Below are 22,270 nucleotides of genomic sequence, written 5' to 3'. Positions count from 1 at the left end.
CTCACCTCACAATGCGCTTCAGATATGTGAATAATATAGAATGTAAAGGTATCTTGTTTACAGTTATCGTATAAGCTTCATCACTTGGCTGTAAATCATACGTATTGCTGCCAAACGCCAGTTGATAATCGTTCAATTGATGGGAACGGACGACAAGCGCTTCGCCGATTTTCCGTTTAATATCCATATGAACCCAGCCATCTTTTAAAACGGCAGGGCGTTCCGATTGAGATGGAACACCCGCACCGAACGTTTTGAATTTAGTTGACTCTAAATACAATACATCATCCTTGATATTAAAATACTCTATCCATTCTTCCTTTTCCACTGAATGTATCCACTGAATGGAAAAGGAGCGTTCGTTCAGGTATAGAGCATAGACTTTCTCGCCGCCGTTCAAAACAGTCAGTGCTTTTACCGGTATAGACATAACTCCGATTAAAATCAGGGTAAGAAGCGCTAAAGAAAAGACTGCCTTATATTTTCGGAACATCGATTATTCCAGCATGCCATTCTCTTCATAAAACTTTTTGGCGCCAGGATGCAGTGGTGCGACTAAGTCTTTGGCTATATCTTCGCGAGGCAATTCATTCAATCCACTGATCGAAACCTCGTCACTTCCAAGATACTCGTAATAACGCTTGGTCAGATCATAAACGAGATCTTCACTTAAATCCGGTGAAACGGCAATCATATTTTGAATGCCGACCGTAGTTACTTCCTGATCAAGGTTATACATGGCTTCATCCCCGGCAGGAATTGTATACTCTTTATAGAAAGGGTAGCTGTCCATTAATGTTGAAGCAACATCATCTTTAATTTCAACGAATACAATGTCATTTTGCTGCTTCAAATCGGTGATATTGCTGTTTGGAACACCTGACGTGAAGAAAGCAGCATCGAGCGTTCCATTCTTCATTTCCTGAACACTGTCAGCGTATCCGGTATGTGTAACCTTGGACAAGTCATCATATGTCAGGTCAATAGCCTCCAGAACTTTTTGTGCACTCTGCTCAACACCGGAGCCTACTTTGCCGACACCAACACGCTTTCCTTCCAGGTCCTGAATCGTTTCAATTCCACTGTCAGCCATCGCTACAACCTGTACGACATTTTGATACATGCCAGCCATTGCTTGGATATCTGCCTGATTTCCCTCAAACTGACCTGTTCCTTCCAATGCATCATAAGCAACATCACTCATAATGATTGTCATTTGATTTAGTCCATCCTGCATATTTTGGATGTTAGCAACCGAAGCTCCGGTGGACTCAACTGTCACATTACCGACCTGATCACTCTCTTCAAAGATTGGTTTCAGGGCACCACCGATCGGATAATATGTCCCGGACGTTCCTCCGGTCCCAAAAACAAGTGATTCACCATCTCCGCCGCCTGACCCTTCTGTTCCCTCAGCAGACTCGCTGTCACCTCCGCAGGCTGCAAGAAAAATAACCATAAGGAAAAGACTGATAAAAAAAAGTTTTCTCTTCATAATCTAACCCCCTAATTTAAATATTTCTTTAATGATAACGCTTTCAAATATATTTTTAAATATTACGAACATAATGGACATTTTGTTCTTTTTGGTCTTTGATTTGATCATTTAAGCCGGTAGCGATTCACGGGGCGTCCCACTTCACCATATTGCAAATGGATTTCCGCCTGTTCAACTTTTACCATATAATCAAGATAGCGCCTGGCGGTAACACGGGCAATTCCGATATGCGCGGCCGTTTCATCTGCCGATACAGGTAATGTCTGTCCGGCTATATATCCCTTTACTTGTGTCAATGTTTGCTGATTAAGTCCTTTTGGGGGATACATATCATGTTGTTTTTCAGTGGTTTGCGATATTAGAGCATCAAGTTCCTTTTGTTCAGTTCTGGCTGACCGGGAAAATTGGCGCAAAAATGCTTTGTATTTATTTAAAGCCTGAGCAAGTCGATCAAATTTGAATGGTTTGATGATATAGTCGATCGCACCATACTGCAGAGTCTTTTTGATTGTGTCTGTATCATCAGCAGCTGAAATGACGAGAATATCAATATCCATTTCTGCACTGCGAAGTTTATTTAATGTCTGGATTCCATCAAGTTCAGGCATGAAAATATCAAGCACAACAAGATCGGGATTTTGCTTTTCTGCAATCTTCAATCCTGCTATCCCATCTGCGGCTGCCGCTATCACCTGAAAGTCTTCAACCTTCTCAATCATTTGCTGGTTAACTTCCTGGACCATCGGATCATCTTCAATTAATAATACACTGATATTATCTGACTGCTTCATTGGTCGTTAGCCCTCCCATCTGCATTGGCAGCTCGATAACCATTTCTGTTCCTTTATTCACTGACGAGTGAACGTCTATCGTTCCGCCCGCCTTTGTTACCGTCTGTTTAATTAAATAGAGTCCCAGGCCGGAACCGTCCCCTTCTTTTGTTGAATAGCCTTTTTCAAATATGTGTTGCAGATCATTTTCAGTTATGCCTGCTCCATTATCTGCCACTTTGATCAGGAATCTGTCAGCGTCCTGTTTAATGGTGATATCGACATGTTTCTCACCATCTGTAAGCCCTTTTAAAGCATGAAACGCATTTTCGATCAAATTGCCCAGCATCTTGACAAGATCATGATCATTGACCATTGCGGGAAACGTTTCAAGCTTGCTTGATTCATTCAGCGTGACATCAATGCCAAGCTCCTTGCCTCTTCGGATTTTACTGATGATCAAACCGGAAATACTGTAATTTTCAATCCGCTCCAAAATATATTTTGATAGTTTTTCCTGTTTATCGGTCATTTGAAAGACATATTCCAAAGCTCGTTCGTTTTGATCTAATTGGATGAGACCGGCAATGGTATGCAGCTTATTCATATATTCATGATTCTGTACGCGCAGTGCGTCAATGAACGCTTTCACACCAGTCAATTCCTCAGCCATTTTAGTCACATCGGTCTTATCCTGAAATATGATCATTGTACCGACAAATTGTCCTTCCACTCTTATTGGAACACGATTGAGCATAATCAAGCGGGCACCGATACGGACCGTTTCATTGAATTTCTTTGATTTCTTTTTGAGATGACTACTGATCTCATGATCGGAAAACATTGCTTCAAGCGGCTTCCCGTCTACTTCTTCGTTAATGCCCAATATCTCCTTTGCCTTATCATTAAAGACCACAAGCCTTTGATTCCGGTCAACTGCAATCACGCCTTCATGCATTGCCTGGAAAACAGCGGTGCGTTCTTCAAGCACACGTGCCATTTCATACGGCTCCATAAAAAAGGTTTGCTGTTTGACATGATTCGCCAAAAGATAAGAGCCTGCAGTACCAAACGCCAGTGTCAATAAAGCAATGGCCATGATCTCAATACGAATCGATGACAAAATTGACAAAAATGATGGCAGCATGTTTCCCACAATTACCACACCGATTTGTTCATGATTGTCATTCATGATTGGGACAAAGGAACGTACAACAGCCCCCTGTTCCCCCTTAGCCCTCGTGACGTAGCTGTGCTCGGCAAACGCTGCACCTTCGTCTTTTCCGGAAGAAACCGTCCCGAGCTGTTCATCAAGCGGATGGGAATAGCGAATCCGGTTCATATTCAAAACAACAATATAATCAACACGATTGACCGTCTGCATCCGCTCCACAACCGGATTAACCGTTTCCCATCCATCAGGCTGTATCAAACCTTTCTTAACTTCAGACAAATTCGCCACGATTCTGCCTGTCATCAGTCCCCGCTCACCCAACTGTTCTTCCTCACTCTCGTATTTATTGCCAATAACAGTAATCCCGCCTATCAGCAAGGAAAAGAGTACAATACCAAACGATAGAATCATAATTTTAAGACGTATCGGCAGCTTCTTTAATCCCATTCCAAACCGTCCCCTATTACAGAATCAACAAGAGTCAAAATAATATGATAGAATAAAGTGAAACTTCATTCAGTGGGGTGTTCTTTCCCCCATTATACACAAGCGGGTGAGTGATTTGCGTAACTTTTTAATAATTCTATCGTTTATTGTAGCAGGAATTACCTCTGCTGTAATGATTGGATTTGATATAGGAGAAATTGCTTCCGACACCTATTATGATGACGAACAGGAAGGATTGGAGGAGCAAATCATAATCCGCTTCAGTCACGTTACAGCTGAGAATACACCAAAAGGAAGAACGGCTTCAAAGTTTGCAGAACTCCTTGAAGATAAGACAAACGGTAAAGTCAAAGTTCATATATTTCCTAATGCCATATTATATAATGACACCAATGAATGGGAAGCAGTCCAAAACGGCAGTGTCGAAATGATAGCGCCGGCAACCGCAAAAATCAGTAGGCATTACCCCATATGGCAAATTCTTGACCTGCCCTTTGCTTTTCCAAATTACCAGGCTGTAGAAGAGGCCTACGAAGGTAAGATCGGAGAAACGTTACTTGACAGACTTGAGCATACAAACGTGAAAGGACTGGATTTGTGGTATAACGGATTCAAACAAATCACAACTCAGGAATCTGCTATCCGCACAGCGGACGACTTCAGCCGGCTTCACTTCCGTACAATGCCCGGACCAGTAATTCAGGAACAGTTTAATCAATTGAATGCAAGCACCAGCACTTTATCCTTCAATAAAACCTATCATAATCTTGAAGTGAATTTTGTGGATGGGCAGGAGAATACTCTATCAAATATCAATACAAAAAAGTTTTACGAACATCAACAGTATCTCACCATCAGCAATCATGGTTACCTTGGCTACGGTGTGCTGATGAACCGGGATTTCTGGAATGGACTGCCTTCCAAGATTCAGGAATCGATTCACGAAGCTATCCATGAAGCAACAGAATGGGGACGGAGGCACGCCATCGAAATTAACGACCAGCATGCCCGTGAAATCAGGTTAAATCAATCACTTGAAATCTATACATTGTCTGCGGAAGAACGTGCACAATGGCGGCAAGCGCTCCGCCCGGTTTACATTAAAGCAGAAGAGGCAGTCGGCAGTGACTTAATGCAAGAAATTAAAACAATCAGAGAAAACTACGCCTATTAAACATTCCGCTATGACTCCCCCGATTACCTATGAAAGCTGTGGCTGCCGGTGAGGTACGTTGCAGAGACGTGAATTGAACGCTTCCCGTTGGTGAAAAAGAATCATCAAGACTGAAGTGTGAGCTTAGCAACTTCTGCTATGGGGGCGAACACTTCTGCACGAGAGTAGAAACTTCTGCACGAGAGTGTTAACTTCTGCTCGAAAATAGAATCTTCCGCCCGAGAGCAAAAACTTCTGCCCGAAAATAGAATCTTCTGCCCAAAACGGCAACCTCTGTCCCGAAGACAAAAACGCTGCTCTGGAAATCAGTTTTACCCCCGTCTACAAATAATACCAATACTTGCCATCACTGATCTCTCTTTTGCACTCTCCCTTGTACCGCAAATATTCTAGATGTGCCAGTGTTTCACCGACCGCAAATCGCATCTCATGAACCGTAAGCTCTTTTTGAAATAGCCTTTCGCATACTTCATAGACAGCGTTTCCGCGACCAATTGACGCCAACGTCTGATCAAGCCGCTCATAATGATGAGCTTTTATTTCCGCAATGCGGTCATTTGCCCCGTGAAACGGGTCACCATGTGACGGAACGACCAAATTCGCATCAAGTTCTTTTATTTTATCTAATGATTCCAGATACCGTGCCAACGGATTGGGATCGCCGTGAAACCAGTACGATATATTCGGCGTTATCTTCGGCAAAATATGATCTGTTGAAAGCAGCATGCCTGTCTCGTTGTTATAGAATGTGACCAGACCGTCCGAATGCCCCGGTGTCGCAATCACTTTATAGTCATACTTGCCAATCGGAATCATGTCACCCTCCTGCAAGAAATGATCCACTCTTGGATAGGGTGACACAATCGGTACAAATTCCCGGGTATTATTCAGCATTTTATCGGCCTGCGCTTCCGGAATGCCTGTCAGTAAATAGTTATTTGAAAGCTCATCCAAAAATGGTTCATCCCATGCGTTTAAGGCAGCGTTAAAATCAGTTTCAGACATGAAAACACGTGCATTGTATTTCGCCTGGAGCCCACCGGCATAGCCGAAATGATCCGGATGGTAATGCGTTATTATAATATCGGTAATGTTTTTTCCTCGCAATTCCGCTTCCCATCGTTTAACGGTCTGTTCGTTATGCAGACCGGCATCTATTACCGTCCAGCCATTTTCGCCTTCTGCCAGAAAGCAGTTAACATGGTCAAGCCGGAACGGGAGATCAAGTGTCACACGTTTTAAACCGTATTCTTCCAGCATCGTTTCATCACCTTCACTTTTAAAAATTAACCTATTCTATTCCTGACGAACGCCACACATTTTTCTGCTATCAGTTCTTTATCATTGTCCAGTGTTGCAACATGATAGCTGTTCTCAAGCACAACAAATTCCCTGTCCGAAGATGAGATAGATTCATAAATTTCCCGTGAATTTTCAGGTGGTACAACATGATCTTCAGCGGAAGATAAAATCATGGCAGGTGCTGTTATCTCCGGGAGTTTATCTTTCACCATTTCAGATAAGCTGATCAGCTCCTTCATTGACTTCACCGGCGTCAGCTTATAAGCCAGTTCCTCAACACCTTCCTGTTTAATATCCGATCCAATCCCTTCTACAAACTGAGTGTCCGTATCTTTAAGGGTCTCATAGTTTTTAATCAAATCAGGCATGTGTGTGGCTGCATTTATCGGCATAATTCCCTTGATCTCCGGATGGTTTTCCGCCAGATAGAGTGACAATGTGCCGCCCATAGACAGTCCGGCCACAAATACTTCCTCACATGTGGCCTGCAATTTTTCCAGTCCTGTCTCAACTGTTTCGATCCAATCGTGGTATGTACTTTGCTCCATATCCTCAGGGTCAGTTCCATGTCCACTCAAACGCGGTCCGAATACAGTAAACCCTTCTTCTGCCAATTGTTTGCCAAGATAATGCATACTCTGAGTTGTGCCGGTAAACCCATGAATCACAAGGATTCCCGTGGTATTTCCCGGATAATAAAACGTTTCTGCTTCTTTCATGACGGGATAATCATTCATCATCGAACCCTCCATAGTAGTTGTTATAAGCTATTTTATCATACTTTTGTACAACCTGTTTGAAAATTCCAATTCAAAACATTTTTTGATCAATTACTTTTTCCAGGAATTACTATTCCATAAGGTGACCATCCCGAGCAGCCGACATAATATGACTCGGGTAATACATTTTTTTACAAAAAATAAAATTCGTTGATTCAAACCTCTTGAAAATCAGCACAAAAGTGCTATAATAATTTTTGGAATCAACGGGGCATTAGCTCAGTTGGGAGAGCGCATCGCTGGCAGCGATGAGGTCATCGGTTCGAGCCCGATATGCTCCATCTAATTATTCTCTCATGTAAAACAGATCAGCAGGAGCTGATCTGTTTTGTTTTTTATAAGCAGTTTTAAAAGCTATAGATACTCTAAGGATTATAGTTGACCGATGGGAACTTACTTGATTTGGAAAGCTACTCATCTGAGGTGTGATTATACGTTTTAGGATTTACATGCAGCATCTCTTCATTTCCATAGATTTTTCGTCATCGATTAAGCCACTTTGAAAGGACCGTTTAAGTGTTTGGCGTGGACTGTTAACAACAAAGCCTCTGTTTTCAAATAATCTTTGAGCACTTTCCAGGAAAGTTCAAATGTTATCTCAAAAAATTGTATGATGCCTGCACGTTCAAGTTCATTATCAATGCTGCCGTTCGTATATTTCTACAGAAGTTTATACGATTGCTCAAAATTTTCAAATCGCTGCTTCCAGCGAATATCTTTTGAAGAAGTCATTGTTTCTCCTCCCTTATCACACTTTCTTTCATTATAAGTTAACGTTGACAAGAGAACAAATAATTTTAAATAGTTTTGACAAGGATCGTTTCTGGTGGCAGTTAAAGCAGAGAAACATAAAGTTGCATGTGGTAATCTAGGACGTTTCAATAAATCAAAAACCTGCACAACTGTGGTGTGCAGGTTTTTGATTTAATTCGGTGTTACGCTGATTGATGCAGCTTTTTTGCAAGCTGCTGGATCATCGGCAATGTGCTGATATCCATATTACCGCCGCTGACAATCGTTCCGCAATGCTGTGAGTCGATGTCACGCGAAAACAACGCAGCCAGAGCAGCAGCACCGGCACCTTCCAGCAACGTTTTATTGCGTTCGAGCATATAAACGATCGCAGAGGCAATCTCTTCGTCGGTGACAGTGACAATATCATCAACATACTCGTTGATGACTGGCAGCGTCCGTTCACCAGGCTGTTTAACGGCTATTCCATCTGCAATCGTTGATACACGATCAAGACGCTTTGTGCGATTATGATAGAAGCTTTGATACATGGCAGATGCACCAGCTGACTGAACACCGATCACCTTAATATGCGGATTCACATGCTTTACAGCAGCGGCGATACCACTGATCAGGCCGCCGCCGCCGACAGGTACCAGAATCGTATCTATCCGGTCTTCCTGCTGCATCATTTCCATCGCGATCGTACCCTGACCGGCCATAATATCATAGTCATCAAATGGATGAATATATTCCCCACCTGTCTGCATTTGCCGTTTCATTGAGGCATCATAGGCTTCCTGAAAAGATTCCCCCGTCAGGACAACCTCTGCCCCATAAGCACGTGTTGCATTTACCTTGGCCATCGGTGTTTTTTCCGGCATAAAAATGGTTGCCCGGGCATTCAGTTTCGCCGCAGCATTTGCGACTCCCTGAGCGTGGTTGCCGGCGGATGCGGCAATTACACCTTTTTGCAATTGTTCATCTGTGAGCTGCATTAGTTTAAAACTGGCGCCCCTGAACTTAAATGACCCGGTTTTCTGCTGATTTTCCATTTTAAAATAAACATGTTTTCCAACTAGCGCATCTGTCGTCGCTGATCTCATTATAGGTGTCCGGTGAGCGACCGTCGCCAAGCGATTTCTTGCTTCGGCAACGAGGTCACCAGTTAAGCAATTCCCAATTCCTTCACGCTCCTTCGTTATCATATCTATTGTTTATCATGGTTCATTATGCGTTAAGCTTGCTCAGCGCTTTCAAACGCCGTGATTTTACCTTCGTGCTGTAGCGTGAGAGCAATGTCATCCAGCCCGTGAAGCAAGTTCTCTTTGTGATACGACGGGATATCAAATTGAACTTCCTGCTCATTGCTGCGAATAATTTGCTGTTCCAAGTCCACTTTTAGCACTAATTCGTTCGCTTCTGCCTGTTTCATCCACTGATGGACCTGTTCTTCATTCATTTGAATCGGGATGATGCCATTTTTCAATGCATTGTTATAAAAAATATCCGCAAAGCTTGGTGCAATAATAACGCGGAATCCATAGTCAAGAAGCGACCATGGGGCATGTTCCCTTGATGAACCACAGCCAAAATTCTCACCTGCCAGAAGAATCGAACCTTCCTCGTAGGCTGGCTGATTCAGCACGAAATCGTCACGCTTATTACCATCGTCATCAAATCGCCAATTGTAGAAAAGAAATTGGCCGAATCCGGTCCGTTCAATCCGTTTTAAAAATTGCTTTGGGATAATCTGATCCGTATCAACATTTGCCCGGTCCAACGGAACAGCTAACCCTTCATGCTCCCGAATCGCTTCCATGCTCGACACCTCCTAAGAGTATACACTTGCGGCAAACTGGCGGACATCAACAAAGTGCCCCTCAATCGCTGCGGCTGCCGCCATTTCCGGGCTGACCAGATGCGTGCGGGCGCCGTTGCCCTGCCTGCCCTCAAAATTCCGGTTGGACGTTGATGCACAGCGACCGCCCGGAGGCACCACATCGTCATTCATTGCCAGACACATGCTGCACCCGGCTTCACGCCATTCAAACCCGGCTTCTTTAAAAATGGCATCAAGGCCTTCTTTTTCCGCCTGAAGTTTTGTGCCGAATGATCCGGGCACCACAATTGCCCTGACATCGTCATTGACCTGATGTCCTTCGACAACCTTAGCCGCTTTGCGCAAATCGGTAATACGCGAGTTTGTGCAGGAACCGATGAACACATGATCAATGTCAATCGACTGAATTGGCTGATTTTCTTCAAGTCCCATATATTCCAAAGCACGGGCCACATCATCGTGGTTATCCGATTCATTAACATCCGGTGTACTTCCACTGACAGGTACACACATTCCGGGGTTTGTGCCCCATGATACTTGCGGTTCGATCTCATCCGCCTTGATGGTAACTGTCTCATCGTACTCGGCACCTTCATCCGTTGCTAGTGCCAGCCATTCGCGAGCTTTTTCATCAAATGCCTCCCCCTGTGGTACGTGCGGCTTATCCCGCAGAAATTCCACCGTTGTTTCATCAGGACTGATCAGCCCGGCACGTGCACCGGCTTCGATTGACATGTTACAGACGGTCATTCGCCCTTCCATCGACAAATTCCGGATCGCTTCTCCCGTATATTCCATCACATAGCCGGTACCGAAGCGGACGCCAAATTTGGAGATAATTGCCAGAATCAGATCCTTGGCAGTCACGCCTGTTCCAAGATCGCCTTCCACATGGACATTCAATGTTTTCGGCGGCTTTTGCCATAGTGTCTGTGTGGCCAGAACGTGTTCAACTTCACTCGTTCCAATTCCAAAAGCAAGCGCGCCGAACGCCCCGTGAGTCGACGTATGACTGTCACCGCACACAATCGTTTTGCCCGGCTGTGTCAGTCCAAGCTGTGGACCGATCACGTGAACAATACCCTGGTCGGGATGAAACATATCGGCGAGTGTAATGCCGAAGTCTTTGCAGTTTTTCCTCAGCGTCTCCATTTGCTTTTGGGAAATTTGATCCTCAATGACATCCCGGTTTTTCGTCGGAACGTTGTGATCCATTGTAGCAAACGTTAAATCCGGACGCCTGACTTTCCGATTATTCAAGCGAAGTCCTTCAAACGCCTGAGGTGATGTGACTTCATGCACCAGATGCAAATCAATATACATTAAATTCGGTTTCTCCGGCTCTTTGTGCACCAGGTGGTTTTTCCAAATCTTTTCAACAATCGTTTCCGGTTTCCCCATTCTGTCACCTCCATATTACGCATGTTCAAAAAGGAGGGTAACAAGGACCGTGAAGGGCGGCATTGTTACCAGACTTTTTGAACACCCTTATAAGACATACATACTGCAGATACTGTCGGAAACACTCTTAACCGTCAGATTATCCAATACAGCCTCTGTCATTTGCTCCGTACTGACAATCTGACCATTTGCGATATTCAGGTCAGCTGTATAATAACCCTGTTCCAGACATTCGCGAACCGCCCGTTCAACGGCAGCTGCTTCTTCTTCCATCTGGAATGAGTGACGGAGCATCAATGCCACCGAAAGAATGGTGCCTAACGGATTGGCAATTCCTTTTCCGGCAATATCGGGCGCTGAGCCGTGAACAGGTTCATACAAGCCAACACCGTCAGAGCGGACACTCGCAGATGGCAGCATCCCCAGTGATCCAGTCAGAACCGATGCCTCGTCACTTAAAATGTCACCAAACATATTTTCCGTGACCATGACATCAAATTGACTTGGTTGTGTGATCAGCTTCATGGCAGCCGCATCAACCAGCTCATGTTCAACCACAACATCGGGATATTCTTTGCTTTTTTCGTTGACGATTTCGCGCCACATCCGGCTCGATTCCAGGACGTTTGCTTTGTCAACGGATGTCAGATGATTATTTCGCAAGCGGGCACTCTGGAACGCTTTATCAATAATCCGCTCCATTTCCTCCTTACGGTAATAAAGGGTATCAACAACTGCGTTTCCGTTATCCCGCCGTTCGCTTGGCTGCCCGAAGTATAGTCCTCCTGTCAGTTCCCTGATAATTAAAATATCACTGCCATCAATGATATGCTCTTTCAGCGGGGAAGCATGCAGCAGTGATGGAAATCCTTTGACCGGGCGTAGATTCGCAAACAGCCCAAGTTCTTTGCGAATTCCCAGCAAGCCTTTTTCCGGCCGTTTTTCAGCAGGCATTGCATCCCACTTTTTACCGCCCACGGCACCGAGCAGAATGCCGTCCGCTTCCTGGCACGCCTCCACAGTAGCTTCCGGCAGTGGTGTATCGTATTGGTCGATGGCCGCGCCGCCAATATCTTGCTCCTGAAGTGAGAAGCTATGGCCAAATTCGCTGACAACTGCGCCTAGAATTTGTTTGGCCGAATTCATGATTTCTTTACCAATCCCATCCCCCGGAAGCAAAACAATGTGTTTAGTCATTCACTTCCCCTCCTTTATTTTATGATTCTTTATTTGCTACCGTAGTTGACATACACTTCGCTTTCCACGAGGGTCTTTAAGGTAGCAATCTTACAAAACAAATCGACTCTATTTATTAACCACAGGCTCTTCTTTCGGCGTATTCTGATGAATGATGTAACGATTGACGGCGTTCAGGAATGCGTTGACTGAAGCCTGCAGGACATCCTGAGCTGTGCCCCTTCCGTTCATTGTTTCGCCATTGACGATCAGCTGGACGTGCGATTCAGCCAGTGCGTCCTTGCCGCGGCCCACGGAGTTGAGCTGGTAATCGGTCAGCTGCAGTTCTTCCTTAATTAAAGCATCCAATGTTTTGTATAGCGCTTCGACACTTCCCTGACCCGTCTGTGCGGTCTGGACGGTTTTACCATCCGGTGCTGTCAAGGAAACAGTTGCTGTCGGAATATTGGACGTTCCATACTGCACCTGGAACATTTCCAGCTGATACTTATTAACCGCTGAGGTATCGGTCTGAATTTCCATCAAAATTGTATACAGGTCATCATCCGTTACTTCCCGTTTACGATCGGTCAGCTGCTTGAACATGGTGAAGGCTTCTTTTAGTTTATCCTCTGAAAGCTGAACGCCAAGCTCATTAACCCTGTCTTTGAATGCATGACGCCCGGAATGTTTTCCAAGGAACAGTGTATCAGCTTTAACACCAACCATTTCCGGTGTCATGATTTCATACGTTTCTTTGTTCTTTAGGACGCCATCCTGATGAATACCCGCTTCGTGCTGAAAGGCATTGCGGCCGACAATGGCCTTGTTTGCCTGCACGTACATGCCGGATAGTTTGGCAATCAAGTCGCTTGTGCGTTTCGTTTCATCCAGTTTAAGTCTGGTCGTGTACGGATAATAATCAGAACGGACGCGCAATGCGACAGCCACTTCCTCAAGTGATGCGTTACCGGCCCGCTCCCCGATGCCGTTAATCGTTCCTTCTACCTGTGTGACGCCATTTTCAACCGCAGCAATCGAGTTAGCAACAGCCAATCCCAAATCATTATGGCAGTGGCATGAGAGCTCCACTTTATCAATATTCGGAACATTTTCCCTGATATAGCGGAACATGGCACCATATTCCGCCGGTGTCGTATATCCGACCGTATCCGGAAGATTGATAACAGTTGCTCCGGCGTCAATCACTTTCTCAATGATCTGAGCCAAAAAGGTCAAATCCGATCTGGATGCATCTTCTGCCGACCATTCCACTTGCGGAAACTTCTCGCTTGCATAGCTGACCATGCTGACGGCGTTTTCGATCACCTGCTCGGGTGACTGTTTCAGTTTATAGGTCATGTGAATCGGTGAAGTTGCCACAAACAGGTGCAGGCGAGGTTCCTCAGCATACTTTAGAGCTTCCCACGCTGTATCGATATCTGATTTGACCGTTCTTGCCAGCCCTGTTACCGATGTGTTTTTAATCGTTTTGGCAATTTCCTTCACTGCCTCAAAATCGCCCTTGGAGGAAGCAGGGAACCCTGCTTCCATCCTGTCAATTCCCATTTTCTCCAATTGTTTGGCGATCTCCAGTTTTTCCGGCTTATTCAGATTGACACCTGGTGATTGCTCACCATCCCGCAACGTTGTGTCGAAAATTTTAATTTGTGGCATTTGCCGTCACATCCTTTTGTTTATCTTTTTGTTTTGCTTGCAGTGGCTGCTTGACAAAAGGCATTAACTCACGGAGCTCCCTTCCGACATGTTCAATCTGATGATTATTTTCCCTGGCATTAATCGCATTGAATTGCGGGCGGTTTGCCTGGTTTTCGAGGATCCATCCTTTGGCGAATTCACCTGATTGAATCTCTGACAGAATCTGTTTCATACGTTCTCTTGTCTCATCGTTGATTACACGGTCACCGGATACGAAATCACCCCACTGAGCTGTATCCGAAATTGAATAGCGTACATTTTCGATGCCGCCTTCATACATCAAATCAACGATTAGTTTCATTTCATGGAGACATTCAAAATAAGCGACTTCCGGCTGATATCCGGCATTTGTCAATGTTTCAAACCCTGATTTGACAAGGCTGGTCAACCCGCCGCATAGTACTGCCTGCTCACCGAACAAATCAGTTTCCGTTTCTTCCTGAAAGCTCGTTTCCAGAACGCCAGCTCTTGCTGAACCGATGCCCTGCGAATAAGCAAGTGCCACTTCTTTAGCATTGCCGGTGACATCCTGAAATACGGCATACAGGGACGGAACACCGCCGCCGTCTTCAAATGTGCGGCGAACCAGATGTCCGGGTCCTTTTGGCGCAACCATGAAGACATCGACATCGCTCGGCGGGACAACCTGGGAAAAGTGAACGTTGAAGCCGTGGGCGAATGCAATCGCATTGCCAGCCCCGAGATTCGGTTTGATGCTTTCTTCATAAACCGATGGCTGATGCTCATCCGGAAGCAGTATCATCACAACCTCTGACTGTTTAACGGCTTCCGCAACCGGTAAAACCTCGAATCCGTCATCTTCTGCTTTTTGCTGGGATTTGCCTGGTCTCAGACCGACAACAACGTCATAGCCGCTTTCCCGCAGATTTAGTGCATGCGCATGACCTTGTGAGCCATAACCGACTACCGCAATTTTTTTCGCCTGCAATACTTCTTTCTGGATATCCTTTTCATAGAGTACTTTTGACATGTTCATCGTCCTCCCTAATTGTTTGATTTAAACTAAGTGTGAATTGATTTCTGTTACTTCCTGTGGCTGGTAGCCTCTCAGGAATGCTGTCATCCCTGTTCGCGCCATCTCCTTGATGCCGTATGGCCTTAACAGAGCGATAAGCGCTTCGATTTTATCCGGTTTGCCGGTAACCTGAATCGTCAGACTATCTCGGCTGACATCGATGACAGATGCCCGGAATGGGTTAATGACACCCTGGATTTCGGCTCGCTGCTGGCCGCTTCCGCCAACTTTAATCAGCGCAAGTTCGCGTGCCACGATCGCCTTATCCGTTATGTCCTTCACTTTCAGAACATCGATTTGTTTGTTCAGCTGTTTCGTCAGCTGCTCTAGCTTCTGATCATCGCTGATTTCGACAACAAATGTCATTTTTGAAATGCCCGCCCGCTCTGATTTGCCGACTGTAATGCTTTCGATATTGAATTGCCGCTTATGCAGCATCCCGGTGATCCGGTTTAGGACCCCGCTCTGGTTCTGAACATCGGCTGTTATAATTCGTCTCATCGTGTCACCCCTATCATTTCATGCATCCCTTTTCCAGGGGCGATCATCGGATAAACACATTCTTCCTGAACGACATGGCAATCAATGACGACTGGACCGTCATAGTTAAATGCATCGGTTAAGACGTCCGGCAATTCTGATTCATTCTCAGCCCTCATGCCAAGGATGCCGTAGCATTCAGCCAGCTTGACGAAATCCGGGTTCTCCGGAAAAATCGATTCGGAGTAACGCTTATCGTAAAACTTTTCCTGCCATTGCCGCACCATACCGAGTGACTGATTATTCACGATCACAACCTTTACCGGTAGCTGTCTTTCTTTGATGACTGACAGTTCCTGGGCTGTCATCTGGAAGCCACCGTCTCCGACGACAGCTACAACCAGTTCATCCGGTGCGCCGAGCTGGGCGCCAACTGCAGCCGGGAAGCCGAATCCCATTGTTCCGAGTCCGCCAGAGGTAACCCACTTGTTTGGATTAGCAAACGGGTAATATTGTGCCGCCCACATTTGGTGCTGCCCGACATCTGTTGTGACAATTGCCTCGCCATCCGACACCTTGTAAATTTGCTCGGTCAGCCATTGCGGAGAAATGTATGTTTCCGAGCGGTCGTACCAATAAGGGTAATCCATCTGATTTTGTCGGAGTGTGTCGAGCCAATCACCGTGGTCATTGGCTGTTATCTCCGTTTTGACCAGCGCCTCCAGCGCCTCTTTGGCATCAGCAACAACCGGTATTTCCGTTTCGACATTTTTGCCTATTTCCGCCGGATCAATATCAACGTGCGCTACTTTTGCGTTCGGGGCAAAATGCTTCAGATTACCGGTCAACCGGTCGTCAAACCGTGCTCCGATATTGATAAGCAAATCACATTCATAAACCCCCTGGTTGGCTGCATAGCAACCGTGCATGCCGCCCATTCCCAGTGATAGTTCATGCGTTCCTGAAAAACCCCCCAAACCAAGCAATGTATTGACAACCGGAAGTTTGTGTTTTTCCGCGAATGCTGTTAGTTCTTTTGATGCTTCTGCTGAGACCACACCTGCACCTGCCAGAATCAGCGGCTTCTTGGCTCGGCTTATCGCCTCGGCCAGTTTTACGATTTGCAGCGGATTCGGCTTTTTATTCGGCTGGTAGCCAGGCAAGTAGCAGTCATCATTGAGCTCAACACTGATACCTGAAACCGTTGATGAAATATCTTTGGGAATATCCACAACAACCGGTCCCGGCCGTCCTGTCGACGCAATATGGAAAGCTTCTTTGACAATCCTCGGAAGTTCCTTCAAATCCCGGACCTGATAATTGTATTTCGTGACCGGTGTCGTAATTCCCATCACATCCGATTCCTGAAATGCATCGGTTCCAATGACATTGCTGGCAACCTGACCGGTAAATACAACCATCGGGAGTGAATCCATCATCGCATCAGTAATGCCGGTAATCAGGTTGGTTGCCCCGGGGCCCGATGTCGCCAGAACAACACCAGGTTTTCCGGTAACCCGTGCATAGCCCTCCGCCGCGTGAGCTGCACCCTGCTCGTGACGCGTCAGTACATGCTTGAACGGCGCATCACTGCGGTATAAGGCATCATAAATCGGCAATACCGCTCCGCCCGGATAACCGAAGACGGTGTCCACATTGACAGCTGTCAAAGTCTGAATCAGTAAATCAGCACCGGTCACCTTTTTTTCCACTTGTTTTAATTCCTGCTCAGCTTTAACACTCACTGCTGCTCGCCTCCTTTAGTATTTTTGTTTCAAAAAACTTAAGGCTTTTTTCCCTGTTGTTAAGGGACTGCCAAAGTTTTTGTCCAGCGATTAAAAAAAGACCCTTTTCTTCCCACACAAAACTGCATTGTCACAGAATTATTGGGGAGAAAAGAGTCATCTTTCCACGGTACCACCCATTTTCATAGCATCTTCGCAAATACTATCTTGCCAGCTGATTACGGATCAGCTGATTTGATAACAGGTGCATGAGCCTGCACCTGGCCAAGTCTAATGGGTCTCCCTTTCAACAAGGCACTCAGAGAAGATGTCAGAACAATATGCACTTCCGGGCTTTCAGCATCCCCGGATCTCTGTAAATGCATGCGGCATGTTCCTTTTTTCCCGTCATCGCGTTTTAGCTTTTTAGATTCATAATTTCTTGAAAGACTTTACGTTAAATCTGAAAAATAAAATTAATATTGCCGATAATCATAAACTGATTTTTCGAATTGGTCAACAGCTTTTGCAAAACTTTTTTGACGGTTTTGATAAGTCCGAAATATTGTATACGCTTACAATGAAGGCGTGTCAGAGAGGTTGCTGAAATATTTCAATTTTGTTACAAGCAAAAATAGGCCCTTTAAAAAACTTCGGGACCCATCTTATTGCGGGTCCCGAAGTTTTCCTTATAAGCAAGTCGACCTGATTACTGAAGCTTCTCGGTGTAAAAATAACCCCGGACGGACTGGCCCGGGGATTGACTCTAATCAGTGGCATCCAGAAAGTCTGTGACGGCACCTTTTGATGAACAGGATACATTATGCGCATATTTGCCCAGGACACCTTTTTTATAAAGCGGTGGCGCGCTCCAATTCTGCTTGCGCCGTTCGAGTTCCTCCTCGGACACGTCGGCGGTTATTTCTTTTTCGTCAGAATCAATCGTGACATTGTCGCCTTCTTTCAAAAAGGCAATCGGACCGCCATCCTGAGCCTCTGGCGCGATATGTCCGACGACAAGCCCGTGGGTCCCGCCTGAAAAACGGCCGTCTGTCAAGAGAGCAACTTTTTCACCCAGGCCTTTCCCAACAAGCAGGCTCGAAACTGAAAGCATTTCAGGCATGCCGGGTCCGCCTTTTGGTCCAACATAGCGAATAACGAGCACGTCTCCTTCCTGGATTTTATTTTGTCTGACGGCATCTGTTGCTTCCTGCTCGGTATTAAAGACACGCGCAGGCCCGGTATGACGGCTAACTTTGACGCCGGAAACTTTTGCAACTGCTCCACGCGGCGCCAGATTGCCTTTAAGGACAATCAGCGGTCCGTCAGTACGTTTAGGGTTATCAAGCGGTGCAATCACTTTTTGATCCTCTGCCAGTGATGGTGCTTCCGCCAGATTCTCTGCCACCGTTTTGCCTGTAACAGTCAGACAGTCGCCGTGCAGGTAGCCGGCTTCATAAAGCAGCTTCATGACAGCCTGAACCCCGCCGGAGCGGTGCAGATCCTGCATAACATATTGTCCGCTTGGCTTCAGGTCTGCCAGATGCGGCACTTTTTCCTGGATCCGATTAAAATCGTCAATCGTGATATCCACCCCGACAGCATGCGCCATTCCCAGAAGGTGCAGGATAGCGTTTGTTGAGCCACCAAGTGCCATGACAACTGTCATTGCATTTTCAAACGCTTTTTTCGTCATGATATCTTTTGGATAAATGCCTTGTTCCAAAAGCTTGTACACCGCTTCACCGGCTTCAGCGCAATCGGCTGCTTTTTCTTCAGATTCAGCAGGATTCGACGCACTGCCCGGCAGGCTCATTCCCATCGCTTCGACTGCAGATGCCATTGTATTGGCGGTGTACATGCCACCGCACGCACCGGCACCGGGACACGCCTTGCACTCGATGTTCTTAAGCTCCTGGTCATCAATATCGCCATTGTTATGTTTGCCGACACCTTCGAATACGGAGACGAGATCAATGTCCTTGCCATTGTGTGACCCAGGCGCAATCGTACCGCCATAAACGAAGACAGCCGGCACATCGGAATTGGCAATCGCAATCATACAGCCCGGAATATTTTTGTCACAGGCTCCGATCGCGACAAATGCATCCAGATTTTCCGCCCCGACAACCGTTTCAATCGAATCGGCAATCAAATCACGGCTCGGTAACGAGTAGCGCATTCCCTGCGTCCCCATCGAAATACCGTCCGAGACGGTAATCGTATTGAAAATAAGCGGTGTCGCACCCGCTTCTCTTGCCCCTTTCTTGGCACTGACAGCCAGGTCGTCGATATGAATATTACACGGCGTTACCTCACTCCATGTGCTGGCAATGCCGACCATCGGCTTCTCAAAATGTTCATCGGTTAAACCGACCGCACGCAACATCGCTCGGTTCGGCGCCCGCATCGTATCATCACTGAATACTTGGCTTTTGATGCGTAAATCTTTTTCCATACAGCAGACCACCTTTCTCTTTCGGATAATTATATGCCTAATTTTCTAATCGTTCAATCTTTTTATTTAATTTCGTGATATTTATAAAAGGAATATGAGCTGTGCTCAAGCGATTCGACCGACTCCCGGTTGCTTTCAGCTACAGCTCGATCAATTAGATCAGCGCTCGCTCGAATGCCTTGCCTCTAGCCTGCTTTGTGATTCTCATCATCAGCAGGGAACTCTCCACTCCGTTTGCCCCACCAGGTTGCCAGCACTGGACCGGATATATTATGCCAGACACTGAACAGGGCACTCGGAACAGCCGCGATCGGTGAAAAGTGAGCAAGTGCCAACGCGGAACCAAGCCCCGAATTCTGCATGCCAACTTCAATCGAGACAGCTTTTTGATCGGCAAAATTAAATTTAAACAGTTTGCCAAACAAATAGCCAATCGTAAGCCCAAGCACATTATGCAAAATAACCACAGAAAAAATCAGCAGTCCGGTCGTGAGAATATCCTCCCGGTTGACCGCCACAACAGCAGCCGCCACAGCTACAATTCCGATAACCGACACGAGCGGCAGTGCTTTGACACTTTTATCAACTTGTCTGCTGAACAACAAACGGACAACGATACCTAATACGATGGGAATCAGTACAATTTGCACAATCGACATAAACATATCAGCCGCGGATACCGGCAGCCATTGACTGGCAAACAGCAGCGTCAGTGCAGGCGTCAGAATCGGTGCAAGTACGGTTGATACTGCTGTCACCGACACGGACAGGGCTGTATTTCCTTTTGCCAAAAATGTCATGACATTGGAAGCTGTTCCACCCGGACAGCACCCGACCAGAATCACACCGGCTGCAATCTCCGCTGGAAGCTGGAAAACCACAGCCAGTCCAAACGCAACAAGCGGCATGACCGTATATTGTAAAGCAACAGTGATGAGAACACTGACCGGCGCCTTGAGGACGCCTTTAAAATCATCGAGTGTCAGCGTCAGCCCCATACCAAACATAATAATTCCCAGAAGGAGCGATACATAAGGTGCAATCCATGCGAAACCTCCCGGAAAAATTAAACTTAAGGCGGCAAATAAGATTACCCAGACGGCGAACGTATTGCCCGCAAAATCGCTGATCTTTTCTAATGTTTTCATGACTTTTCCCTCCCAGATGTGTTGAGTTACATTTTCAGATAACCATAGATTTTAGCATAATCGTCCAGGCATGGAAAGTCCAATTTTTAAAAGATTGTTACAATATCCAAAAAATAAATTTTTGGGCTTGCTTTTGCGCGAAATTTATCCTATGATTGTATACAACTTTTTACACAAGGGGATGGCGACATGGAGGAAGAACAACAAGGAATCCGAACCGAAATCTGTTCTTCAGGCAAAGAAAAACCCAAATCAGATCAATTGGAATTTGGAACAATATTTACAGACCATATGTTTATGATGGACTATACGGCTGACAAAGGCTGGCATGATCCGCGCATTGTGCCTTATGAGCCATTGAATATCGAGCCATCGGCAATGGTTTTCCATTACGGCCAATCAGTGTTTGAAGGAATGAAGGCATACCTTACCTCAGACGGGGACGCTCAACTATTCCGGCCGCAGCGGAATTTCAGCCGGATGAACCATTCCAACAGCAGGCTTTGCATCCCGCCGATCGATGAGGCGTTTGCACTGAAGGCGCTCAAACAGCTTGTTGGACTGGAAAAAGACTGGATACCTGAAGCAGAAGGAACATCCCTCTATATCCGGCCGTTCATCATCTCAACCGAGGCATTTCTCGGTGTGGCACCATCAAGTCATTATAAATTTATTATTATCCTATCGCCGGTCGGTGCTTACTACAAAGAAGGCATCAATCCGGTCAAAATAGCAGTCGAACACGATTATGTCCGGACCGTCAAAGGCGGAACCGGCGAAGCAAAAACCGGTGGAAACTACGCAGCGAGCCTTAAAGCCCAGGAAATGGCGGCGGAAGGTATTGCCCAGGTGCTGTGGCTCGACGGCGTTGAGCGCAAGTACATTGAGGAAGTTGGCAGTATGAACGTCTTTTTCAAAATCGATGGCACTGTTGTCACGCCTGCTTTGAATGGCAGTATTCTGGAAGGTGTTACCCGAAATTCCGTTATCCAATTGCTAAAATACTGGAACGTTCCGGTTGAAGAGCGAAAACTCTCAATGGAGGAAGTGATCCAGGCACACAAAGACGGCAAACTGGAAGAAGCATTCGGTGCCGGAACAGCTGCTGTCATCTCGCCGATCGGTGAACTGGTGCGAGGTGAAAAACACATTGAAATCAATGAGGGCAACACCGGAGCGATTGCCAAACGTCTGTATGACACATTGACCGGTATCCAATACGGCAAAATTGAGGATCCATTCGACTGGGTTGAAAAAGTTAAAGATTTAAAGCAAACTACACTGAAAGCTTCAGGTTAATAACAGTAAAAATCCCGGTACACCCAATGTGCCGGGATTTTTACTGCATTATAATAATCTATCGAGCAAATTTAACAAGCAACTAGACAACCGGTGTGTGTCACACTTTA

The 22,270-nt window shown here is 45.9% G+C and carries 20 protein-coding genes and 1 tRNA gene; 3 read left to right on the top strand and 18 right to left on the bottom strand.

Annotation, left to right across the window (positions count from 1 at the left end):
• Position 1: 1 nt before the first annotated feature.
• From ON01_RS18630 to ON01_RS16010, 4 genes are all read right to left on the bottom strand, one after another.
• Positions 2-430: a DUF1850 domain-containing protein gene (locus tag ON01_RS18630; protein ID WP_083838416.1), complete on the bottom strand. Its 429-nt coding sequence runs from the start codon at positions 428-430 to the stop codon at positions 2-4.
• A gap of 66 nt (positions 431-496) precedes the next feature.
• The gene (locus ON01_RS16020) at positions 497-1,495 is read right to left on the bottom strand and encodes a TAXI family TRAP transporter solute-binding subunit (protein WP_010532019.1); all 999 of its coding nucleotides are present in this window, start codon (positions 1,493-1,495) and stop codon (positions 497-499) included.
• Positions 1,496-1,602: 107 nt separating this feature from the next.
• Positions 1,603-2,289: a response regulator gene (locus ON01_RS16015; RefSeq protein WP_010532018.1), complete on the bottom strand. Its 687-nt coding sequence runs from the start codon at positions 2,287-2,289 to the stop codon at positions 1,603-1,605.
• Positions 2,273-3,889 carry an ATP-binding protein gene (locus tag ON01_RS16010; protein ID WP_010532017.1) on the bottom strand — a complete coding sequence of 539 codons (1,617 nt, stop codon included), beginning with the start codon at positions 3,887-3,889 and terminating at the stop codon, positions 2,273-2,275. Before ON01_RS16010 ends, ON01_RS16015 begins: the two co-directional genes overlap by 17 nt.
• A 115-nt stretch (positions 3,890-4,004) precedes the next feature.
• On the opposite strand from ON01_RS16010, the gene ON01_RS16005 reads away from it, so the two are divergent.
• Positions 4,005-5,063 carry a DctP family TRAP transporter solute-binding subunit gene (locus ON01_RS16005; RefSeq protein WP_029329165.1) on the top strand — a complete coding sequence of 353 codons (1,059 nt, stop codon included), beginning with the start codon at positions 4,005-4,007 and terminating at the stop codon, positions 5,061-5,063.
• Positions 5,064-5,384: 321 nt separating this feature from the next.
• On the opposite strand, the gene ON01_RS16000 is transcribed toward ON01_RS16005, so the two are convergent.
• The gene (locus tag ON01_RS16000) at positions 5,385-6,323 is read right to left on the bottom strand and encodes an MBL fold metallo-hydrolase (RefSeq protein WP_010532015.1); all 939 of its coding nucleotides are present in this window, start codon (positions 6,321-6,323) and stop codon (positions 5,385-5,387) included.
• Positions 6,324-6,349: 26 nt separating this feature from the next.
• A complete protein-coding gene (locus tag ON01_RS15995) occupies positions 6,350-7,102 on the bottom strand; it encodes an alpha/beta fold hydrolase (protein ID WP_010532014.1) in 753 nt (250 codons plus the stop codon).
• Positions 7,103-7,352: 250 nt separating this feature from the next.
• Here ON01_RS15995 and ON01_RS15990 point away from each other — a divergent pair.
• Positions 7,353-7,425 (top strand) — tRNA-Ala (locus tag ON01_RS15990).
• 208 nt (positions 7,426-7,633) lie between these two features.
• Here the strand turns inward: ON01_RS15990 and ON01_RS19990 are convergent.
• The 12 genes from ON01_RS19990 to ON01_RS15940 all read right to left on the bottom strand — a co-directional run bounded on the left by ON01_RS19990 (position 7,634) and on the right by ON01_RS15940 (position 20,861).
• On the bottom strand, positions 7,634-7,756 hold the full coding sequence (locus ON01_RS19990; RefSeq protein WP_342632881.1) for a hypothetical protein: 123 nt from the start codon (positions 7,754-7,756) through the stop codon (positions 7,634-7,636).
• 323 nt (positions 7,757-8,079) lie between these two features.
• Positions 8,080-9,084: a threonine ammonia-lyase gene (gene ilvA / locus ON01_RS15985; protein WP_010532013.1), complete on the bottom strand. Its 1,005-nt coding sequence runs from the start codon at positions 9,082-9,084 to the stop codon at positions 8,080-8,082.
• A 29-nt stretch (positions 9,085-9,113) separates the two neighbouring features.
• The gene (gene leuD, locus ON01_RS15980; RefSeq protein WP_010532012.1) at positions 9,114-9,698 is read right to left on the bottom strand and encodes a 3-isopropylmalate dehydratase small subunit; all 585 of its coding nucleotides are present in this window, start codon (positions 9,696-9,698) and stop codon (positions 9,114-9,116) included.
• Between the two features lie 12 nt (positions 9,699-9,710).
• Complete coding sequence (leuC, locus tag ON01_RS15975) at positions 9,711-11,120, bottom strand: 3-isopropylmalate dehydratase large subunit (protein WP_010532011.1); 1,410 nt, start codon at positions 11,118-11,120, stop codon at positions 9,711-9,713.
• An 87-nt stretch (positions 11,121-11,207) separates the two neighbouring features.
• On the bottom strand, positions 11,208-12,317 hold the full coding sequence (gene leuB / locus ON01_RS15970) for a 3-isopropylmalate dehydrogenase (RefSeq protein WP_010532010.1): 1,110 nt from the start codon (positions 12,315-12,317) through the stop codon (positions 11,208-11,210).
• A 108-nt stretch (positions 12,318-12,425) separates the two neighbouring features.
• Positions 12,426-13,973, bottom strand: a complete 1,548-nt coding sequence (locus tag ON01_RS15965; RefSeq protein ID WP_010532009.1) for a 2-isopropylmalate synthase — start codon at positions 13,971-13,973, stop codon at positions 12,426-12,428.
• On the bottom strand, positions 13,960-15,006 hold the full coding sequence (gene ilvC, locus ON01_RS15960) for a ketol-acid reductoisomerase (protein WP_010532008.1): 1,047 nt from the start codon (positions 15,004-15,006) through the stop codon (positions 13,960-13,962). The genes ON01_RS15965 and ilvC overlap by 14 nt, the downstream gene beginning before the upstream one ends.
• A 27-nt stretch (positions 15,007-15,033) precedes the next feature.
• Positions 15,034-15,552, bottom strand: a complete 519-nt coding sequence (gene ilvN / locus ON01_RS15955; protein ID WP_010532007.1) for an acetolactate synthase small subunit — start codon at positions 15,550-15,552, stop codon at positions 15,034-15,036.
• Positions 15,549-17,276: a biosynthetic-type acetolactate synthase large subunit gene (gene ilvB / locus ON01_RS15950; RefSeq protein ID WP_010532006.1), complete on the bottom strand. Its 1,728-nt coding sequence runs from the start codon at positions 17,274-17,276 to the stop codon at positions 15,549-15,551. The genes ilvN and ilvB overlap by 4 nt, the downstream gene beginning before the upstream one ends.
• Positions 17,277-17,494: 218 nt before the next feature.
• Positions 17,495-17,641, bottom strand: a complete 147-nt coding sequence (locus tag ON01_RS19645; protein ID WP_175284969.1) for a hypothetical protein — start codon at positions 17,639-17,641, stop codon at positions 17,495-17,497.
• A 380-nt stretch (positions 17,642-18,021) separates the two neighbouring features.
• Positions 18,022-19,713 carry a dihydroxy-acid dehydratase gene (gene ilvD / locus ON01_RS15945; RefSeq protein ID WP_010532005.1) on the bottom strand — a complete coding sequence of 564 codons (1,692 nt, stop codon included), beginning with the start codon at positions 19,711-19,713 and terminating at the stop codon, positions 18,022-18,024.
• A 185-nt stretch (positions 19,714-19,898) separates the two neighbouring features.
• Entirely contained in the window at positions 19,899-20,861 is a 963-nt protein-coding gene (locus ON01_RS15940; protein WP_010532004.1) for a bile acid:sodium symporter family protein, read from the bottom strand.
• A gap of 189 nt (positions 20,862-21,050) precedes the next feature.
• On the opposite strand from ON01_RS15940, the gene ON01_RS15935 reads away from it, so the two are divergent.
• Positions 21,051-22,160, top strand: coding sequence for a branched-chain amino acid aminotransferase (locus ON01_RS15935; RefSeq protein WP_010532003.1), 1,110 nt, complete (start codon positions 21,051-21,053; stop codon positions 22,158-22,160).
• The last annotated feature ends 110 nt before the right edge of the window (positions 22,161-22,270 follow it).

Origin of the sequence: Lentibacillus jeotgali, from assembly GCF_000224785.1 — a bacterium.
Lineage (GTDB): Bacteria > Bacillota > Bacilli > Bacillales > Amphibacillaceae > Lentibacillus > Lentibacillus jeotgali.
Note: the sequence above shows the minus strand (reverse complement) of the source record. Positions and strands in the feature narration are given on the sequence as shown.